General features: G+C 32.7%; 20 protein-coding genes. 18 read left to right on the top strand and 2 right to left on the bottom strand.

Annotated elements, in window-relative coordinates:
* The 3 genes from ACO5GE_RS00315 (at position 1) to ACO5GE_RS00305 (ending at position 2,227) form a co-directional block, all read left to right on the top strand.
* Positions 1 to 681: a metal ABC transporter ATP-binding protein gene (locus ACO5GE_RS00315; RefSeq protein ID WP_484828923.1), complete on the top strand. Its 681-nt coding sequence runs from the start codon at positions 1 to 3 to the stop codon at positions 679 to 681.
* A 7-nt stretch (positions 682 to 688) separates the two neighbouring features.
* Positions 689 to 1,483, top strand: a complete 795-nt coding sequence (locus ACO5GE_RS00310) for a metal ABC transporter permease (RefSeq protein ID WP_484828957.1) — start codon at positions 689 to 691, stop codon at positions 1,481 to 1,483.
* A 429-nt stretch (positions 1,484 to 1,912) separates the two neighbouring features.
* A complete protein-coding gene (locus ACO5GE_RS00305; RefSeq protein WP_472344295.1) occupies positions 1,913 to 2,227 on the top strand; it encodes a hypothetical protein in 315 nt (104 codons plus the stop codon).
* A 53-nt stretch (positions 2,228 to 2,280) separates the two neighbouring features.
* Here the strand turns inward: ACO5GE_RS00305 and ACO5GE_RS00300 are convergent, their stop codons facing one another.
* Positions 2,281 to 2,766 carry a GNAT family N-acetyltransferase gene (locus tag ACO5GE_RS00300; protein WP_484828922.1) on the bottom strand — a complete coding sequence of 162 codons (486 nt, stop codon included), beginning with the start codon at positions 2,764 to 2,766 and terminating at the stop codon, positions 2,281 to 2,283.
* Positions 2,767 to 2,811: 45 nt separating this feature from the next.
* Positions 2,812 to 3,438 (bottom strand): hypothetical protein, encoded by a 627-nt coding sequence (locus ACO5GE_RS00295; protein ID WP_484828921.1) that lies wholly within the window; start codon positions 3,436 to 3,438, stop codon positions 2,812 to 2,814.
* A 783-nt stretch (positions 3,439 to 4,221) separates the two neighbouring features.
* Between ACO5GE_RS00295 and ACO5GE_RS00290 the strand changes: the two genes are divergently transcribed.
* The 15 genes from ACO5GE_RS00290 (at position 4,222) to murA (ending at position 19,062) form a co-directional block, all read left to right on the top strand.
* Positions 4,222 to 5,103 (top strand): YicC/YloC family endoribonuclease, encoded by an 882-nt coding sequence (locus tag ACO5GE_RS00290; RefSeq protein ID WP_484828920.1) that lies wholly within the window; start codon positions 4,222 to 4,224, stop codon positions 5,101 to 5,103.
* 14 nt (positions 5,104 to 5,117) lie between these two features.
* Positions 5,118 to 5,756, top strand: a complete 639-nt coding sequence (gene gmk, locus ACO5GE_RS00285; protein ID WP_484828919.1) for a guanylate kinase — start codon at positions 5,118 to 5,120, stop codon at positions 5,754 to 5,756.
* Between the two features lie 28 nt (positions 5,757 to 5,784).
* Positions 5,785 to 6,987 carry a bifunctional phosphopantothenoylcysteine decarboxylase/phosphopantothenate--cysteine ligase CoaBC gene (coaBC, locus tag ACO5GE_RS00280; RefSeq protein WP_484828918.1) on the top strand — a complete coding sequence of 401 codons (1,203 nt, stop codon included), beginning with the start codon at positions 5,785 to 5,787 and terminating at the stop codon, positions 6,985 to 6,987.
* Positions 6,988 to 6,995: 8 nt separating this feature from the next.
* Entirely contained in the window at positions 6,996 to 8,018 is a 1,023-nt protein-coding gene (locus tag ACO5GE_RS00275; RefSeq protein ID WP_484828917.1) for a nucleoid-associated protein, read from the top strand.
* Positions 8,019 to 8,035: 17 nt separating this feature from the next.
* Entirely contained in the window at positions 8,036 to 8,563 is a 528-nt protein-coding gene (gene hpt, locus ACO5GE_RS00270; protein ID WP_484828916.1) for a hypoxanthine phosphoribosyltransferase, read from the top strand.
* Positions 8,564 to 8,754: 191 nt separating this feature from the next.
* Complete coding sequence (locus ACO5GE_RS00265) at positions 8,755 to 9,855, top strand: PIN/TRAM domain-containing protein (RefSeq protein WP_484828915.1); 1,101 nt, start codon at positions 8,755 to 8,757, stop codon at positions 9,853 to 9,855.
* A 10-nt stretch (positions 9,856 to 9,865) separates the two neighbouring features.
* A complete protein-coding gene (locus ACO5GE_RS00260) occupies positions 9,866 to 10,402 on the top strand; it encodes an isochorismatase family protein (RefSeq protein ID WP_484828913.1) in 537 nt (178 codons plus the stop codon).
* Between the two features lie 252 nt (positions 10,403 to 10,654).
* On the top strand, positions 10,655 to 11,863 hold the full coding sequence (locus tag ACO5GE_RS00255; protein WP_484828911.1) for an AI-2E family transporter: 1,209 nt from the start codon (positions 10,655 to 10,657) through the stop codon (positions 11,861 to 11,863).
* Between the two features lie 50 nt (positions 11,864 to 11,913).
* Positions 11,914 to 13,470: an ABC-F family ATP-binding cassette domain-containing protein gene (locus tag ACO5GE_RS00250; protein ID WP_484828910.1), complete on the top strand. Its 1,557-nt coding sequence runs from the start codon at positions 11,914 to 11,916 to the stop codon at positions 13,468 to 13,470.
* Between the two features lie 87 nt (positions 13,471 to 13,557).
* A complete protein-coding gene (locus ACO5GE_RS00245; protein ID WP_484828909.1) occupies positions 13,558 to 13,842 on the top strand; it encodes a DUF503 domain-containing protein in 285 nt (94 codons plus the stop codon).
* A complete protein-coding gene (gene nth, locus ACO5GE_RS00240; RefSeq protein ID WP_484828907.1) occupies positions 13,839 to 14,474 on the top strand; it encodes an endonuclease III in 636 nt (211 codons plus the stop codon). Before ACO5GE_RS00245 ends, nth begins: the two co-directional genes overlap by 4 nt.
* An 18-nt stretch (positions 14,475 to 14,492) precedes the next feature.
* On the top strand, positions 14,493 to 15,890 hold the full coding sequence (locus tag ACO5GE_RS00235) for a VanW family protein (protein WP_484828906.1): 1,398 nt from the start codon (positions 14,493 to 14,495) through the stop codon (positions 15,888 to 15,890).
* A 121-nt stretch (positions 15,891 to 16,011) separates the two neighbouring features.
* On the top strand, positions 16,012 to 16,482 hold the full coding sequence (locus ACO5GE_RS00230; RefSeq protein ID WP_484828905.1) for a tRNA (cytidine(34)-2'-O)-methyltransferase: 471 nt from the start codon (positions 16,012 to 16,014) through the stop codon (positions 16,480 to 16,482).
* Between the two features lie 29 nt (positions 16,483 to 16,511).
* Positions 16,512 to 17,609, top strand: coding sequence for an AI-2E family transporter (locus tag ACO5GE_RS00225; RefSeq protein ID WP_484828904.1), 1,098 nt, complete (start codon positions 16,512 to 16,514; stop codon positions 17,607 to 17,609).
* 181 nt (positions 17,610 to 17,790) lie between these two features.
* Complete coding sequence (gene murA / locus ACO5GE_RS00220) at positions 17,791 to 19,062, top strand: UDP-N-acetylglucosamine 1-carboxyvinyltransferase (RefSeq protein WP_484828903.1); 1,272 nt, start codon at positions 17,791 to 17,793, stop codon at positions 19,060 to 19,062.

Genomic DNA, 19,062 nt, shown 5'->3' with positions numbered 1-19,062 from the left:
GTGAACGAAATTATTTCTTTAGATAATGTCACATTTGGTTATGAAAAAGATACCGTGTTGGAAAACCTGGATATGAAAATATATGAAGGAGATTTAATCGGTATCATGGGAGAAAATGGTGCCGGTAAAAGCACTTTGATTAAGCTGATCTTAGGTCAGTTGGAACCATGGCATGGAAGCGTCATGATGAATGGGAAAAAAGTCGGTAAATATGATGTGCAAAAAGGAATAGGCTATGTTCCACAAAGAGCTTCAGGTAAAAACTCAGGATTTCCGGCAACGGCAGAAGAGATTGTTATGCTAAATCTCTTTCGGGATATAGGTTTCTTAAAAAGACCGAAAAAGCATCATTATCAAATGGTTCATAATGCATTAAGAATGGTAGAGATGGAAGAGTATGCAAATCGTTTGATTTACAAAATGTCCGGCGGACAACAACAGAGAGTAATGATAGCAAAGGCGTTGGTGAACAATCCGAATATTTTGTTGCTTGACGAACCGACAACGGGAATTGATAGAAAATCTACCGAACAGTTGATGCATTTGCTCCATCATATCAACTGTCATCATAAGATTACAATCGTTGTGATTAGCCATGATGTGTCTGTTTTGAAGAATGTTTCGAATCGTATATTTTTATTAGAGGATAAACGAGCAGTAGAAAGAAAAGGGGAATGGTAACATGGAAATGTTTCAATATGCATTTATGCAAAAAGCCTTTATTGTAGGAATTATGCTTTCTGTTATCATTCCATGTGTAGGAATTGTCGTGATTCTAAGAAGATTGTCTATGATAGGAGATGCACTTTCACATGCTTCATTAGCAGGAGTAGCAACAGGGTTGATATTGAACTTCAACCCTGTTTTGGGTGCAATTGCAACAGCGGTTATTGGGGCATTAGGGATTGAATTTATCCGAAAAAAGATTCCTAAGTATTCCGAGATGTCTATTGCAATTATTATGTCAGGCGGAGTAGGATTGGCAGCAATTCTATCAGGATATGTAAAAAATTCTGCTAATTTTAACAGTTTTTTATTTGGGAGCATTGTTTCTATCAGTGACTTTGAGTTATATTTTGTCATTGGTGTAAGCATTGTTGTATTTTGTTGTTTTTTATTGTTATATAAAGAATTATTGCATATTGCATTTGATGAGGAAAGCGCAATTTTGTCGGGAGTTCCCGTTCGTTTTGTCACTTTCTTATTTACTATTTTAACAGGATTAACGATTTCTATTTCAGCGAGAATTGTAGGAGCTTTGATTGTTTCTTCCATGATGGTAATTCCAGGTGCTTGTGCAATGGAATTTGCTAAAAGTTATAAACAAACGGTGATATTCTCTATTTGTTTTGCCACCATCTTTCATGTTGTAGGATTGATTCTTGCTTATCAATTTGCGATGAAACCGGGTGGAACTATTGTATTGACGGGAATTTTTACACTGTTGTCAATATTTTCAATTAAATATATTCAAAAAAAATAACTACAAGATAAATTGGATATCATAATTTTCAGTGGTATCAAATTTATAATTTAAAATAATGGATAGAATAGTAGTGTAAAGATATTCTATTGAAATTTGTTGAATGGTTCAAAGAATAAAATGCTGTTGTAATCAAAAAAAGAGGGAGTATCTCTCTTTTTTTCACATAGTTTAAATCAACAATATATGATTGTTGGTAATATCAATAGATGTTGTGTTAGATATATTGAAATAACGACATTTCAGTTAGTCGTAAGCAATAAGAAAATAGAGTATGGTATTTAACATACTTCTTTTAGAGAAAACTATTTTCCGATTTGTTTGTTCAAAATGAAAAAAGTCAAGTTAAGAGTTTTTTGATATGAAGAAGGAATGGTATGACACCGTTGAATTTTAGAGATAAAAATTGACATTTGTGAGGGAGATAATATGTCAAAAGTAGGTACAGGCAATATAATAGAGGATAATAAAAATGCAACAAATCAAAGTTTTCTTTATTTTATGCATGAAGAAAATATATTTGATGAAAAGTCTTTTTCTGAGTTATACAACTATATCAATAAATTGGACAGCGTAAGTCTTGCTGAACTAAAGGACTTATGTTTTATTCAAAATCAAATCATGAGACATCTTGTTTATCATTTTGATAAAGATGATTTTAGCAATATCAGTAATCTTCCGGCAACATACTGGAAGTATATTGATCTTTTGGATAATGCTATACAGAAGCTCCCTGTCATTTAGTTATAAACAGATTGATATATTGTATTATTTCGGTTCTAAAAAACAAGATTTGTTTATCTCAAATATTTTTTCATAACAACCGCCTTGCTTTTTTTATTTCCCCAGCTCAGGACTATCTCTTCTGCTTCCTCAAATCCATGTTTTTTCCAAAAAGAAACCAAATTTTTTTGGTAATCGTTCACGACATCAATTCGTATAGAATCCCTTTTATCTTGTATCATTTTTGATTCAAAGTAGGAATATAGAATGCTACCTGTACCGTTTCCCTGTAAATTTTTTGCTAGCATAATCAGTGAAAGATACACCTCTTGTTCTAATTTATAGTCCAATATTCCTTGTATCTTTGAATTTTGCTGATTTACGATTACAGAAGGACGAAAACCGAGTTTTCTCATAGTCGAGAGTTCTTGTATCATAAATGTTTCATCTACTGATTTTACACCTAAATGATGGAATAAAAATTGGTAGTTAGAATTATAAATATCGACTATAGCCTTTATATCCTTCTCCTGCACATCACGAATCATATATTTTGACATAGGTGTTTTCTCCTAAAACTTCAGTTTGTTTATCATATTTTTTCTTTATTGATAGGATTCAATCTCTTCCCTTTTCATACCGGTAAGTTCTGTTATCCATAATCCCACAATATCAGAAAGTACAGAATCACAGACATATTCATTTTCACCATCAATATATTTACAGGAAAATATCGGTTCCCTTGTTGCAGATTGATAAAACTTCATTGCAAATTCGTCCAATTTGTCAGGATGAAAAGGAAGTGACAGAGTTTCTGCAATTTTGCTGCGTGTTTTGTCCCAATCCTCATTTTTAGCAATATAATTCTCTCTCGTTTTTGATAAATATCCTGCGCAAAAAGATTTTAGTAAAGCGTGATTTTTATAAAGATACTTACAATTAAAATCAGAAATACATCCTGCATGGAGTAAGAATATCAGTAACTCCTCCAAGGTTTCTGCAACTCTTCCAACATCACCTTCACTACTGATAAACCCTATGCTGTCATCTTCAAGAAAAACAAATTCACCGCCACTTCCGTCTTGAGCGAATGCTTTGCATGGTATGGAGTAGATTTCAAGATTGTTTGAGAATGCTACCTGTTGAATTTTGTCATAAAAATAAATATCACACTCACGCATGAGCAAGGCATTCAGGTCATTGTTTTGACGTATATATTTGAGTAAATCCATTGTGTTTTCTCCTTTTACATAAGTTTATTATTGGTCAGTATTCAAAGATATTTTATTACAATTATCAATATCTGATACCAACTGCTTTTTATAATACATCCGGTTACAGTATATCATTTTTAAGATACTATTTTTATCGTAAAAAACAGCATTTATTCTTATACTTAACCACTGGTTAAAGTTATCATAAAAAATTTACTTTTTTCAAGTTCCGGTATATCTTATTATCTTTTTCATAATCATACACTATTTCTACATTTTACAATAGTATTTAGTATGAATGGTATGTTACTTAAGTTGTTTGTACGATTTTTCAGAGAGTTTTAATGTTGCTTTTTTGTGAAGGACTGATTTATGTTGTGGAAATTTGTAAGAAATAATTTTTAGATAAGGATATTCTTTGTTTGTTTTTAAAAATTATAAATTAGTTTTTTGATAAGAAGTTACTTCCGTTTCATATTTACCTCAAAATTTGATGGAAAGACAGTTGGAAAAGTATGATTTCAGTATAATAATATCATATCTTTTGATGACTGATTTATCTGAAAAACAAAACGTACAGAAGGGAAGCATGATTGTTTTGAGGGAATGAGTTGTTTTTGTAGTGTATTGGATAGATTGCATTCTGTAATATACTTTAATAATCAATGATAAAATGCATGATATAACAGTATAAGAAACCTTCTTTATGATATTGTATGTAATTCCATTCTAATATATAATGGAATAGGATTCATTATGATTGTATATGAGATAAAATAATAGTTTGAGGAGAAGAGTACGATGTTTAGTATGACAGGGTATGGTAGAGCAAATGCAGAAAATACACTATGTTCTATCACAATAGAGATGAAGTCAATTAACAATCGATATTTAGATATCTATGTAAGAATGCCCAGACAACTTATGAGGTTGGAAGAAAAAGTAAAGGATATGATAAAGCAGGAAATTCAGCGTGGTAAGTTGGATGTATTCGTTACTTTGACATTAAAAGATGGTGTCGATAAGAAGCTGACACTGAACAGAAGATTGGCACAAGAGTATGTTGCGATTGCACAGGAAGCAGAAAATCAATTTTCTCTCAGTGGAGGAATCAGAACAATGGATTTGTTGAAATTTCCTGATGTGATTGCAGTTGCTGAAAATGAATTTGATGAACAGGAAATTTTGGAATTATTAAATACTGCTACTCGTCAAGCTGTATCAGAAATGGTTGAAATGAGAAGAAAAGAAGGGCAAGCATTATCGAAAGATATTTTCGACAGATGCAAGATTCTTTCAGATAATATTCTTTGTATTGAAAGTTTCGCAGATACTTTGGAAGAAGAATATCAAGAAAAGTTGATGGAGAAGATGACTGCCTTGTTACAAAAAATGAGTCAAAATATTGATGAACAAAGAATCATACAAGAGGCTGCAATTTTGGCAGACAAAAGTTCTATCACAGAAGAAATCATTCGTTTTAAGAGTCATATAGCACAATTACTGGAAACTTTGGAAAAAACGGAACCGATTGGCAGAAAGTTAGATTTCATTATTCAGGAGATGAATCGTGAAGTAAATACCATCGGATCTAAATCAGACAAAATTGACATCTTAGATAAGGTTGTTATGTTAAAGAGTGAGTTGGAAAAGATTAGAGAACAAGTACAAAATATAGAATAACATGGAGTAGATTGATGAAGAAAAAAGGACTGTTGATTGTCCTTTCCGGTCCATCAGGGAGTGGAAAAGGAACAATTTGTAAAAGTTTTTTGGAGAAAAATGAAAAAGTAGGACTGTCCATCTCGGCAACAACAAGGGCGCCAAGGGATGGAGAGGTAGATGGAAAACATTATTTTTTTATAGATAAGCCTAAGTTTGAAAAGATGATTCAGAATCATGAACTTTTGGAATATGTTCATGTATTTGATAACTATTATGGTACTCCTAAGAAGTATGTGGAAGATAAAATTGAATTTGGAGATGATGTGATTTTGGAAATTGAGATTGAGGGAGCCAAAAACATCAAATCCGGTTATCCGGATGCAGTGCTTATCTTTGTATTGCCACCGACAATTGAAGAATTGAGAAGAAGAATTTGTAGTCGTGGAACGGAAACTATGGAGCAAATTGATAAAAGGTTGGAACGTTCCGTTCGAGAAATCGGTGAAATTGAACAGTATTCCTATTTTATAGTGAATGATAAATTGGAGAATTCCGTAAAAGAGTTGGAAGCCATTGTTTTGGCAGAAAAGAACAGTGTTTCCAGATACACAAAACAGATTCAGGAACTTTGTCAAGAGTATAAAAATAGTATGAATAAATATTCAAAATAGGGATACGATGGATTGAAGGAGATTTGGTATGGGAAAAAATATTATCGTTGGTGTCAGTGGAGGAATTGCAGCATATAAAGCTTGTGATGTGGTATCCAAACTAAAAAAACAAGGTTTTGAGATAGATGTTATCATGACAAAAAATGCACAGAAATTCGTTTCTCCTTTGACTTTTCAGACATTGAGTAACCGAAAGGTGGTCACGGATATGTTTGAAAGACCTTCCGATTGGAATGTAGAGCATATCGAATTAGCAAAAAAAGCAGATGTGTTTGTGATTGTACCGGCAACAGCTAATATTATAGGAAAAATTGCTAACGGGATAGCTGATGATATGCTTACTACCACAATCATGGCAACGGAAGCAAAAAAAGTAATTGTACCGGCTATGAATACAAAGATGTATCACAATCCGATTGTTCAAGAGAATATTATGAAATTGAAAAGACATGGATATTATTTTATTGAACCGGTCTCGGGATTATTAGCTTGTGGAGATACTGGAAAAGGTAAAATGGAAGAGCCCGGTGTGATTGTAGAGGAATTGTATTTAATAGCAAATCAGACACAGGAGATGGCTGGATGTAAAGTAACCGTTACTGCCGGAGCAACGATGGAAGATATTGATCCTGTCAGATATCTTACAAATCGTTCTACCGGTAAAATGGGATATGCGATTGCAGAGCAAGCTGTTTTAAAGGGTGCAACAGTTGTTATGATTTCAGGAAAAACAAATTTAACTCCACCACGAGGTCTTTCAAAATTTATTGAGATTCGTTCTGCACAAGAGATGTACCAAGAAGTAAAAAGAGAAATGGTAGATACGGATATCTTGATTAAAGCTGCAGCGGTAGCGGATTTCACGCCGAAGGTTACTGCTGAAAATAAAATTAAAAAACAGGATGATGATTTAATTATTGATTTGAAACGTACGAAAGACATTGCTTTTGAGATGGGAAAAGTTAAAAAATCAAATCAGGTAATAGTGGGATTTGCTGCAGAGACAGAGAGTGTATTGGAACATGCGGTTCAAAAATTAAAAAAGAAGAATTTGGATTTTATAGTGTCAAATGATTTAACGAAATCCGGAGCGGGATTTGGAACAGATACAAATATTGTGAGTTTCTTATTACCGAACGGAGAAATTGAAAGATATGATTTGATGCAAAAAAAAGAAGTGGCAGATAACATTTTGAAAAAGGCTTATACAATTTTGCAAAATAGAAAGTGATGATTACAATGTTTGAATTTGAAAAACCGATTTTATACAAGGCAGTGATTCATGCATTAAACAAACATGAAAATGTCCCGACTTTTTCTACTTTTGAGATAGATAGAGAAGAAGAAATGACCTATGATTTTTTGTTGAAACATATTAACTCATTATATCATTCTCGTGAAATGAAATGGGCAAGGTTTCAGGAAGATAGTGTTGTAGATTGTATGATGACGGATTTAGATCAAAACTTAGATGCTTTTATGGAGGTAACAAAAGATATTTCCAGTCTGCTCCATCAAGTTATTCACGATAACTCATCCACACTACCTTCATGTGATTTGGCATTTGTGTTGTTTGAAATGAACAATTTGTTCTATTTTGGATGTTTTAAGTGGAATCACAAAAGATTTTTCGTTCGGGGGAAAGAGCCGACAAGAGATGGAAACATTTGGAAATTAGCTAATATGGAAGATTTGTATTTAGCAAACAGAACAAAGGTAGATGAAGGATTTTTGATTCATTTGAAACATAAAGACATCGCTTTGATTGATCGAAAATACATCATTAACTCAGATGAAGTGCAACTTTTAGGAGATATGCTTCTTAAGAGTGATGCGGGATTCTCTGAAAAAGAAAAATTTCAAGAGTTTAAAGAAATTACAAGGAACTTGGAAGATAAATTTGTGGGAGAAGATTTTAGTCAAAAAGCACAAGTAAAACAAGCAGTTTTGGACAGCGTTTTTGAAAAAGGAAGTGTTCATATTCCAACTGTTATCGAACAAGCATTTGAACAGAAGAGTGAGTTGAAAAATATTTACGAAAATGCATTTCAAAAAGCAAATCTTTGGGATGAAGAGATTGTGATACCTGAAACTACTTTGAAGAGAAATTATCAAAAACAACATATCATAACTGATGAAGGAATTGAAGTGAACATACCGGTACATTTGATAAATGAAACAGATACAGTAGAGTTTATTTTGGGCGATAATGGAAAGTGGTCCATTGTAATAAAAAATATTGATATGATGAAAGAAAAATAAAAACAGGAGGGAAAGAAATGTTAGAAATTGGTGGAATTTTGTTAACGGAAGAACAAATTCAAGAAAAGGTAAAAGAGTTGGCTAAACAAGTGGAAAAAGAGTTCGAGGGAGAGGAGCTCTATGTAGTCGGAATTTTGAAAGGAGCTTGTATTTTTTTGTCAGACTTGATAAGACATATTGATTTGGATGTGAAGATTGATTTTATGTCTTTGTCAAGTTATGGTATGTCTTTGGAAAGCTCAGGAGTTGTTAAAATTATCAAAGACCTAGATATGGATGTTGAGGGTAAAAATGTTTTGGTTGTTGAAGATATTATTGATACCGGATTAACAATAGATTATCTAAAAAACTACCTATATGCCAGAAAATGTAAAAAATTGAAGATTTGTACTCTATTGGATAAACCTGAAGGTAGAAAATGTGATGTGAAAGCAGATTTTACAGGATTTCATTTGCCTGATGAATTTATTATAGGTTATGGAATTGATTGTCAAGAAAGTTATAGAAATCTTCCATATATTGCATTTGTGAATCAAGATAAGTAGATTTTAAAGACTTACATTTTTTTGGTAGAGCAACATATTATTTTTGGGAAATGAATATAATTTGTTTTTATAATTGATTGAGTTGTAGATAATTACCTTGAGATATATCTTTTTAAAAACAACATAATTTTTATATATTATTACCATAATTATTTAGTATAATAGAATAAGGAGGAAAGGAGGAAACTGGGATGTTGAAAAAAATACTATCTGTAGCTATCACTTTAATTGGGATTGCGTTAGGATTGACTTTGTTCTTTTTTGTGGAAAGCACTACTGATATATTTCCAAGTGGTGTAGTGTCAATGACTGTGTTGGCAATTAGTACGATTATTGTTTTTGGAATTATTTTTTCTTTATTGGCACCTATTTTTATTCAAATCGGTTTGTCTATCACAACAAAGATTGAAAAAGAATTTTCTCAATTCAATACTGTAGATATTCTAATAAGTTCATTGGGTGGAATCATTGGATTGATCATTGCATATTTTATTGGAACTATCGTTCAAAAAATACCAGTGGTAGGAGTTCCTATCTCTGCATTTTTCTATATTTTTATGCTTTATTTGGGAATTAAAATTTGTTTGAAGAGAAAAGAGGATATCCTATCTTTATTAGTACGATCTAATTGGACAACAACAAAGAACAAAGATCAAATGACTATTTCTGAAACTGATAATACAGAAAGAATAAGACCTAAAATTTTGGACACAAGCGTCATTATTGATGGAAGAATAGCTGATATTGCCAAGACAGGATTCATTGAAGGAAAATTGATTGTTCCTAGTTTCGTTTTGGAGGAGTTGAGACATATTGCAGACTCGTCAGATGATTTGAAAAGAACAAAGGGAAGAAGAGGTTTAGATATTCTTAATTCAATGCAAGCTGAATTGAAACTTCAGTTTGAAATTACAGAAAAAGATTTTGATTCAGTAAAAGAAGTGGATGTGAAGCTATTGAAACTTGCTGAAGAGTTGGGTGGAATTGTATTAACGAATGACTTTAACTTGAATAAAGTAGCAAAATTTCAAGGAGTAAAGGTATTAAATATTAACGAACTGTCTAATGCAGTAAAACCAATTCTTTTGCCCGGTGAAGTCTTAGATGTCACCGTTATCAAAGAGGGTAAAGAAATGAATCAAGGTGTTGCTTATTTGGAAGATGGTACGATGATTGTTGTAGAAGGTGCAAAAAAAATGGTCGGTATGCAAAAAACTGTGGTTGTTACTTCTGTTCTTCAAACTGCAGCTGGAAGGATGATTTTTGCAAAACCGATTGAGAAATCAAATTAGAGGAGTTAGTATGAGAGATAGAATACAAGATTTCATATTTTTAGGAATTGATTTTCAAGAAAAATTGATGCCGGCAATTTATGAATCAGATAAAATGATTAAGAATGAAATTATTTTGTGTGAGTTATCAAAATACTATGATGTTCCAAAGATATTCACCGAGCAATATCCCAAAGGTTTGGGTTCCACTATAGAACCATTGAAACAATATCAAACTGAGGAAAATACTTTTTCAAAAATGGTGTTTTCAGCATATCCTTATATTGAAGAGGTGTTAGAGAAACTTCAACGAAAGACAATTATTTTATCAGGTTCGGAAACACATATTTGTGTTTATCAAACAGCAAAAGATTTGTTGAAACGTGGATATTCTGTAATGATCGTGGCAGATGCAGTATCTTCACGAGCACCTGAGAATAAAGCGATTGCCTTACATCAAATGGAAATGATGGGTGTATCGATTGTAAGTACAGAGATGTTGGTATTTGATTTTTTAGAGACTGCAACTGCACCACATTTCAAACATTTTTCAAAGTTGATAAAGTAATATTAAAGAGAGAGTTTGCTTCATTTATTGAAGAAAACTCTTTTTGTATATTTACATAATATGTTTGATAAAATTATCATACTTTCAAAAAGAATAATCAGTAAATCTGACTTTTTTATTATTTCAATAATATGTTATTAAAAGTTAAAAAACTAATGTTATAATTAGATAAAATAATAGGTATGTACATTTATTTATGATATAATGATATGATGGAAATAAGATTTAGAAAAAATTGAAACAGGAGTTGTTATGATAGATAATTTAAAAGAAAAAGAATTTAAGAAAGAGCTGATTGCAAAAGGAATTTTGATTTCATTTGCCATACTTTTTTATTTCTTTGTAAAAAATATACCTTCTGCACTTGAAAGTATTAGAGTTTTTTTTGGTACAATGAGTCCATTTATTTATGGGATGGTAATAACATATTTGATGTTTCGACCTGTATGTTTTATTGAGCGACAATTATTTCGCTTATTAAAAAAGAATGAGAAACGTCGTCAACTTTCTCGAAATTTATCGATATTCATTGTTTTTTTGATGACTTTTGGGATTTTAATTTTTATTGGAAATGTATTTATTCCACAGTTAGTGGAAAGTTTGACAGCTTTGACGGAAAAAGTTCCTGAGTATATTAAGCAATTTGAAACGATTTGGGAAGATGTTCTTCAAAATCAAAAAATCTTGCATCAATTACGGTCATTCGGTTTTACTAATATTTCACAATACAAAGTTGACTTTTGGGACAATTTGAATCAAAAAATAATTGAATTTTTTCAATTTTTAATACCAAGTGTAATTTCTATTTCCGGGACTTTTACCGGAAAAATAGTGAATATTCTTATGGGAATTATTGTATCTATTTACTTGTTGAGTGGAAAAGAAGTTTTTGAGGCACAAAGTAAAAAGGTATTGTACGGTTTTTTTCCGAATACAGTTGTTCAAAAAATATTTGAAATTGGTAGGTTGACAAATGAAACATTTCAAAATTATATTGTCGGGCAGATAACGGATGCAGTTGTTCTTGGAATTATCACTTTTATTTGTATGTTAATACTTCGTTTGCCTATGGCTTTTATGATTAGCTTTTTGGTAACAGTTTGTAATGTGATTCCGATGATTGGGTCTATTTTGAGTGGAATTATTGGCGTTTTTTTGATTCTTGTAATCAATCCATCTCAAGCAATTATTTTTGCAATTTTGATTCTTGTGTTACAACAGATTGATGGAAATATTCTTTTGCCAAAGATTGTTGGAGATTCGACAGGATTGTCCGGCTTTTGGGTGTTTCTTGCTATCTTTTTGGGTGGAGTCATCGGAGGTTTGCCGGCTATGATAATTTCAGTTCCAACTATGGCAGTAATATATACTTTGATTAAAGAACAAGTGGAGAAACGATTGAGCAATAAAAAAATGCCCGTCGAAACGGAGAAATATTTTTCAAACAGAAAACAATGTTAGGTTTAATATGATAGATAAAGTTGAAGGTGTAAAACGATAAGGAGTCAAGTATGAGTTTGTTGACAGTAAAAAATGTAAGTCATGGATTTGGAGGAAGATCTATTCTAGAAGATGTATCGTTCCGTTTGTTGAAAGGGGAGCATGTTGCTTTGATTGGTGCAAACGGAGAAGGAAAATCTACATTTATGAATATTATTACAGGTCATTTGATGCCTGATGAAGGTACGGTAGAATGGTCGAATCGTGTAGAAGTCGGTTATTTAGATCAGCACAGTGTTTTGGAAGATGGAACAACGATTCGTGAAAATTTGAGATTAGCTTTTTCACACATGTATGAGTTGGAAGAGGAGTTAAATGCAATTTACGATAAGATGGGTTCGGCTGATGAAGAAGAATTAAATCGATTGATGGATGACTCGGCAGAGATTCAGACAATATTAGAAAACAGCGGATTTTATGTTTTAGATTCCAAAATTGAAGAGGTAGCAGGCGGTTTGGGATTGAGAGATATCGGTTTGGATAAAATGGTCAATGATTTGAGTGGTGGGCAACGTTCCAAGGTATTGTTAACTAAATTATTATTACAAAATCCAACTATTTTATTATTGGACGAGCCAACTAACTACCTGGATTTTGAACATATAGAATGGTTAAAGAGGTTTTTAAGTGAATATGAAAATGCTTTCATTTTAATTTCTCACGATATTCCATTTATTAATGCGGTAACAAATATTATTTACCATGTGGAAAATGGATATTTAAATCGTTATGTCGGAAATTATGATGAGTTTCAAAGATTGTATGAGTTGAAGAAATTGCAACATGAAAAAGCATACGAAAAACAACAAAAAGAGGTTGAGAGACTAGAAGACTTTATTGCACGAAATAAAGCAAGAATTTCTACTACCGGTAGAGCGAAGAGTAGAATGAAACAATTGGATCGGATGGATATGATTGAAAAACCGAAAGAGAAGATAAAACCTACGTTTTCATTCAGAGAAGCAAGAACTCCTTCAAAGGTAGTAATTGAGGCGAAAGGGTTGGTACTCGGATATGATGAACCTTTGACAAGGTCTTTCGATTTGGAAGTTGAACGTAATAAAAAGATTGCCATTAAAGGAGTTAACGGTATTGGAAAATCTACATTATTGCGTACCTTGCTCGGTAAGCAGAAGCCCTTGGCAGGAGAAATTCATTTAGGACAACATGTTGCAGTTGGATATTTTGAGCAAGAAGATAGTAAGAAGAATACAAATACTGCAGTAGAGGAAGTATGGAATGCATTTCCTTCTATGACTAACCATGAAATTCGATTAGAATTAGCCCGTTGTGGCCTTACTAATGAACATATCACTTCTCAGATGATGGTGTTATCAGGAGGAGAGAACGCAAAGGTACGTCTTTGCAAGGTCATGTTGGAGGAAATTAATCTACTGGTATTGGATGAACCTACAAATCACTTGGATGTTGAAGCAAAAGATGAACTTAAGAGAGCGTTGAAAGAGTTTAGAGGGACCGTTCTTTTAGTTTCACATGATCCGGAATTTTATGAGGGTGTAGTAGATTCAATTTTGAATGCAGAAGAGTGGTCCACAAAAATTCTTTAATTGTATAAAAATAAATTTTTTGGTAGAAAATTTTGGGTATCAATATTTAAAATGTGATAATAAAAAAAATATGGTGGGCATTTGGATATGAAAATAGGAATCTTAGAAATCACATTATTGTTGTATGAAGTAAATTCTTTGAAAGAAAAAAGAATTATTTTGAAAAGTTTGATTCAGAAGTTAAAAAACAGATATAATATCTCTATTTCGGAGATATCGTACAATGATATTTGGAGAAATGCAAAAATTGGAATAGCAGCTGTTTCAAACGATCACGCACATTTAGATTCTACATTAGATCATATTCTTGATTATATTGATGCAGATGGTAGAGTGGAAATGATTGATGTGAAAAGAGAGGTTATATTGTGAACAAGGCAAGAAAGATAATTTCTATTCTTCAAGAGACGTATCCGGATGCAAAGTGTGAATTGAACTATGGGACACCATATGAGTTGCTTATTGCGACAATGTTAAGTGCCCAGTCAACAGATAAGCGAGTTAACATTATTACAAAAGACTTGTTTTTGAATTACAATACGCCGGAAAAAATGGTTTCTCTTTCAGAGGAAGAATTGATTGAGCTTATTCGTACAATTGGATTTTATAATAATAAAGCAAAAAATATTTTGATGACCTCTCATATTTTATTGGAAAAGTATGGGGGAGAGGTCCCAAAAACGAGAGAAGAATTGGTGAAATTACCCGGAGTCGGTAGAAAGACAGCAAATGTTGTTATCAGCAATGCTTTTGGAATTCCTGCATTTGCTGTGGATACACATGTCGGAAGAGTTACAAATAGGTTGGGATTAACGACATCCCAAAACCCAAATCAGATTGAGATTGATGTAACATCACAGTTACCAAAAAAGCTATACACACAAGCACATCATTTATTTATTTTTCATGGAAGAAAGTGTTGTAAAGCGATTCGGCCACTTTGTGATATCTGTCCTTTGACAGTAAACTGTACCTATTACAAACAAAATAAAATAGAAAAATGATAAGAAGGAAGTGTTGTTATGAAAAAAATGGTGGGTATAGCCGCAGGAGTCATTTTAATTGGAATTGTTGTAGGAATTTATCTGAATTACTATATGCAACAAGATATCATTTATTCAAACGTATTTGTCAATGATATTTCTGTTGGAAATATGACAAAAGAGGAAGCGCTAAATACCTTGTCTGAAACAGAGAAGTTTCAAACAGTTGTGTTTCAATTTGAAGATAAGGAATTTAGATATCCGTTAGAAAAGTTAGGTTTTTCCTATAATTATGAAGATGCGGTAGAACAAGCATATTCCATAGGAAAAAATGGATCTTTTTTTGACCGTGCTAAAAATATTTTTTTATTAAAAATCTTACATCATAAGCAAAATATTGAATTACAATATATAGAAGACAACTCTAAATTACAAGAAATAGCTACGGAAATAAACGGGAAGATTTATCGACAAGCACAAGACGCAACAATTGCGGTGGACTCGAATTTTGCAATTACACCGGAAGTTGTTGGAAGAAAGCTAGAGATTGATAAAATAGAAGATCTCGTTAAACAAAATTTAAAATCGAATGAAGATGTAGTCATTACGTTACCGGTAAAAGAAGTAGTTCCTAAAGTAAAAAAAGAAGATTTGAATCATATTAATGGTAAATTAGGTGAATTTTCCACTCGCTTTAACAGCTCATTAACGGGAAGAACTGAAAATATTCGTGTGGCTACCAGTACAATTAATGCAACTGTTTTAATGCCGGGAGAAGAATTTTCGTTTAATAAAAAGACTGGAAATAGAGGACTTGATGATGGTTATAGAGAAGCATCCATTATTTTGAATGGAAAATATGAAAAGGGTGTTGCAGGAGGAGTGTGTCAAGTATCGACTACGTTATACAATGCTGCACTATATTCCGGATTGGAGATTACACATCGTCAAAATCACTCAATTCCTGCATCTTATGTAGATATTGGAAGAGATGCCGCTGTCGTTTCAGGCGATTTTGATTTAAAATTCAAAAATCCTTATGATTATCCGATTCTTTTAAAAGGTTTTGTTTCCGGAAATCATGTGACCTTTCAAGTTTATGGAGATCTTTCTCAAGTGCCGAAAGTTGTGTTGTCTTCTAAGGTAGTTAGTAGTATTCCTAAAAAAGTTGTGTATCGAGATGATCCTGCTTTGCCAATAGGACAACAAGTGGTAGAAGAGCCGGGAAGACCGGATATTCGATCTGTCACATATATTAGTGTCAATGGAGAAAGTAAGATTTTAAGCCGTGACAGATATCCAGGAAAAACAGAAATAATAAGACGTGGAACAAAACCTGTGACTCCGGTAGTTGCTCCGACTACTACTCCCGGCACAGTACCAGCACCTGCACCTACTTCGGATCAGGATAATAATCAGAACAGTATTGTAGGTTAATAGTTTGAAATATGGTATGCTTGTGCAAGTATTTGAAATAAATAACACTAAAATTGGAAGAGTATGTCTTTATGATTTACTTAAGTTCAATTAAATGTGATTGGAATGAGGAGAAAAGCGGATGGCAATAAATATTGTGTTAATTGAACCTGAAATACCAAGTAATACGGGTAATATTATACGAACCTGTGCATGCACGGGCTCAAGATTACATTTGATACGCCCGTTAGGATTTTCTATGGAAGAAAAGAAATTACGAAGAGCAGGATTGGATTATTTAGATTTAGTTGAAATCTTTTATTATGATAGTTTCGAAGACTTGGAGAAAAAGTATCCGAACGGACAGTTTTTTATGTATTCTACAAAATCAAAGAAGAATCATACAGAAGCAACGTATGAGGATGAGTGTTTTCTTGTTTTTGGAAAAGAAACGAAGGGAATTTCGACTGAAATTTTAGATAGATATTCAGATTGTATGGTTAGAATTCCAATGTTAAATGAAGAAAGAATGCGTTGTTTAAATTTATCAAATTCAGTTGCGATTGGTGTCTATGAGGTAATTAGACAGTTGGGTTATCATCAGTTTAGATAAGGTTTTTTCTTGTTAGGAGGGTATTTTGAATGCTTAAAAGACTGGAGAAGAATAAAGATATTATTTTTATTGTTACTATTCTTTTAGTGATATATCAAATTATTCAAAATTATGAATGGTTTTTTTCGTTCGCATATCTCATTTTGAGTATTTTAGTTCCATTTTTTTGGGCATTTGGAATTGCATTTCTACTAAATCCTTTGATGGTATATATCGAAAAAAAGAGAAAGTTCAATCGGATTGTGACCTTACTTTTTATCTATACATTCTTAATAGGTCTACTTACACTATTACTTGTAATTGTAACACCTCAATTAGTAAAGAGTATTACAGACATCGTTAAAAACATGCCTGACTATTACGATATTATTGAGAGTAAAATTTCAGTTTTGTTGGATTCCAAGTTTTTTGAAAATCCGGAGCTAAATACAATAATAAAAGAATCTGTTGATAAATTGGCGAAAAACACATTCGATTATTTCAATGATTCATTGAGCGATATTTTTTCAGGGTTACTCGGATTGACATCGAGATTTCTTCAATTTATCGTAGGGTTGATTGTATCCATCTATATGCTATATGATAAAGAATATTTCAAACTTTCCACTAAAAAAATAGTATATCGATTGTTTGGAGATCAAAAAGGAGAGTCTATTATTCATTGGGGTGATATTACTAACAATGTATTTCAAGAGTTTTTTATCGGAAAATCTTTGGATTCATTTATTATAGGTCTTTTGTGTTGGGTTGGTTTGTTATTTCTGAATGCTCCATATCCGTTTTTATTAGCTGTCATTGTTGGAATCTTTAATATGATTCCTTATGTAGGCCCGTTCATTGGTGCAATACCGGTAGTTTTTTTATCATTTTTTATGAAACCTTCCACTGCTCTATGGTCTGCTATTTTTATTTTAGTTTTACAACAATTTGATGGAAATATTTTGGGGCCGAAAATTTTGGGAAATCGAATGGGAATTAAACCGATATCGGTTATGTTGGCTATTTTTATTGGTGGTGGATTATTTGGAATTTTTGGAATGCTGGTAGGTGTTCCAATCTTTAAGTTGCTTAGTATTATAATAGAACAATTTATAGATAGCAAAGATGATATGAAAATTTTAGAATAAAAGAAAGATGTAAATTTATTGGTACTACACTATGATAAAAGGACATAGTGTGGTATACTTAGTAATTGATTACTGAGCTTTTCAGATATAGAAAATTGTCTTAAGAAAATTTACTTAAAAACAGGTAAAAATCGTTTGGGATGTGCAAAAGCAATTATAAATCATGAAGGGAATGGATTCTTTGGCGTATATTACAGTAAAAGAAAGTCCTAGTCTAAGAGGGACTGTCCAGATAAGCGGTGCAAAAAACGCTGTATTACCAATTATTGCTGCAACATTATTAGCAGACGGCACCTCCGTTATTAAAGGAGTACCCAATCTAAAGGATGTGCAAGTAATGGTGGAGCTGTTAACAACTTTAGGAGCAAAAGCGGAATTAAAAGGGGATTCGCTTTTTGTAAATGCTTCTCATATCACTTCTTTGGAGGCTCCACATGAACTTGTGAATAAGATGAGAGCTTCTTTTTTGGTGATGGGAGCATTATTGTCCAGATTTCAAAGAGCAAAAATTTCTTTACCGGGGGGGTGTGCAATTGGTAGCAGACCAATTGACTTGCATCTAAAAGGATTTGAAGCTTTAGGAGCAACAGTAAATATCATGGATGATGGACTTCAGTCAGGATATATTGAAGCGTATGCAGAGGAATATTTACACGGAGGAAAAGTATATTTGGATTTTCCATCTGTAGGAGCAACCGAAAATATTTTGATGGCAGCATCTTTAACTCCTGGAGTAACAGTTATTGAAAATGCTGCAGAAGAGCCTGAAATTGTAGATTTGGCCAATTATTTAAATAATATGGGAGCTAAAGTCAGAGGTGCGGGAACTAACACAATTCGCATCACAGGTGTTGAGAAGCTCCATCCAATTGAATATACAGTAATTCCTGATAGAATAGAAGCAGGTACCTTTATGGTGGCAGCAGCCATGACAAAGGGTGATGTTTTAGTTGAGAATGTAATTACCGACCATATTAAGCCTGTGATTGCAAAGTTAACAGAAATTGGATGCACGATAGAAGAATTTGATAATGCTGTTCGAGTAATTGGACCTGAGGTTATCAAGACTGCGACCATTAAAACAATGCCTCATCCTGGTTTTCCGACCGATTTACAGTCGTTATTTATGGCTTTACTTTGTATTGCAGACGGTGAATCTACTGTAACTGAGAGTGTGTTTGAAAATCGCTTTATGAATGTTCCTGAATTGATTAGAATGGGAGCAGATATTGAGATTAATGGAGAAACTGCAACAGTACATGGTGTTTCCAAGTTACATGGTAGTGAAGTTATTGCGACAGACTTAAGAGCAGGAGCTGCTTTGATTATCAGTGGCCTGGTAGCGGAAGGTACTACAAAAGTTAGAAATATTTATCATGTTGACAGAGGGTATGTAGATATCGTTGGAAAATTATCAAAATTGGGAGCAAATATCAGTCGAGTAGAAGATTAA

The sequence above is a fragment of the Filifactor sp. genome (assembly GCF_057248345.1).
Note: the sequence above shows the minus strand (reverse complement) of the source record. Positions and strands in the feature narration are given on the sequence as shown.

What these genes read in the sequence shown, in the direction of transcription:
- ACO5GE_RS00310 (WP_484828957.1), top strand. Translation starts at nt 689, where the DNA reads ATGTTTCAATATGCATTTATGCAAAAAGCCTTTATTGTAGGAATTATG.
- ACO5GE_RS00305 (WP_472344295.1), top strand. Translation starts at nt 1,913, where the DNA reads ATGTCAAAAGTAGGTACAGGCAATATAATAGAGGATAATAAAAATGCA.
- ACO5GE_RS00300 (WP_484828922.1), bottom strand. Translation starts at nt 2,766, where the DNA reads ATGTCAAAATATATGATTCGTGATGTGCAGGAGAAGGATATAAAGGCT.
- ACO5GE_RS00295 (WP_484828921.1), bottom strand. Translation starts at nt 3,438, where the DNA reads ATGGATTTACTCAAATATATACGTCAAAACAATGACCTGAATGCCTTG.
- ACO5GE_RS00290 (WP_484828920.1), top strand. Translation starts at nt 4,222, where the DNA reads ATGTTTAGTATGACAGGGTATGGTAGAGCAAATGCAGAAAATACACTA.
- gmk (WP_484828919.1), top strand. Translation starts at nt 5,118, where the DNA reads ATGAAGAAAAAAGGACTGTTGATTGTCCTTTCCGGTCCATCAGGGAGT.
- coaBC (WP_484828918.1), top strand. Translation starts at nt 5,785, where the DNA reads ATGGGAAAAAATATTATCGTTGGTGTCAGTGGAGGAATTGCAGCATAT.
- ACO5GE_RS00275 (WP_484828917.1), top strand. Translation starts at nt 6,996, where the DNA reads ATGTTTGAATTTGAAAAACCGATTTTATACAAGGCAGTGATTCATGCA.
- hpt (WP_484828916.1), top strand. Translation starts at nt 8,036, where the DNA reads ATGTTAGAAATTGGTGGAATTTTGTTAACGGAAGAACAAATTCAAGAA.
- ACO5GE_RS00265 (WP_484828915.1), top strand. Translation starts at nt 8,755, where the DNA reads ATGTTGAAAAAAATACTATCTGTAGCTATCACTTTAATTGGGATTGCG.
- ACO5GE_RS00260 (WP_484828913.1), top strand. Translation starts at nt 9,866, where the DNA reads ATGAGAGATAGAATACAAGATTTCATATTTTTAGGAATTGATTTTCAA.
- ACO5GE_RS00255 (WP_484828911.1), top strand. Translation starts at nt 10,655, where the DNA reads ATGATAGATAATTTAAAAGAAAAAGAATTTAAGAAAGAGCTGATTGCA.
- ACO5GE_RS00250 (WP_484828910.1), top strand. Translation starts at nt 11,914, where the DNA reads ATGAGTTTGTTGACAGTAAAAAATGTAAGTCATGGATTTGGAGGAAGA.
- ACO5GE_RS00245 (WP_484828909.1), top strand. Translation starts at nt 13,558, where the DNA reads ATGAAAATAGGAATCTTAGAAATCACATTATTGTTGTATGAAGTAAAT.
- ACO5GE_RS00235 (WP_484828906.1), top strand. Translation starts at nt 14,493, where the DNA reads ATGAAAAAAATGGTGGGTATAGCCGCAGGAGTCATTTTAATTGGAATT.
- ACO5GE_RS00230 (WP_484828905.1), top strand. Translation starts at nt 16,012, where the DNA reads ATGGCAATAAATATTGTGTTAATTGAACCTGAAATACCAAGTAATACG.
- ACO5GE_RS00225 (WP_484828904.1), top strand. Translation starts at nt 16,512, where the DNA reads ATGCTTAAAAGACTGGAGAAGAATAAAGATATTATTTTTATTGTTACT.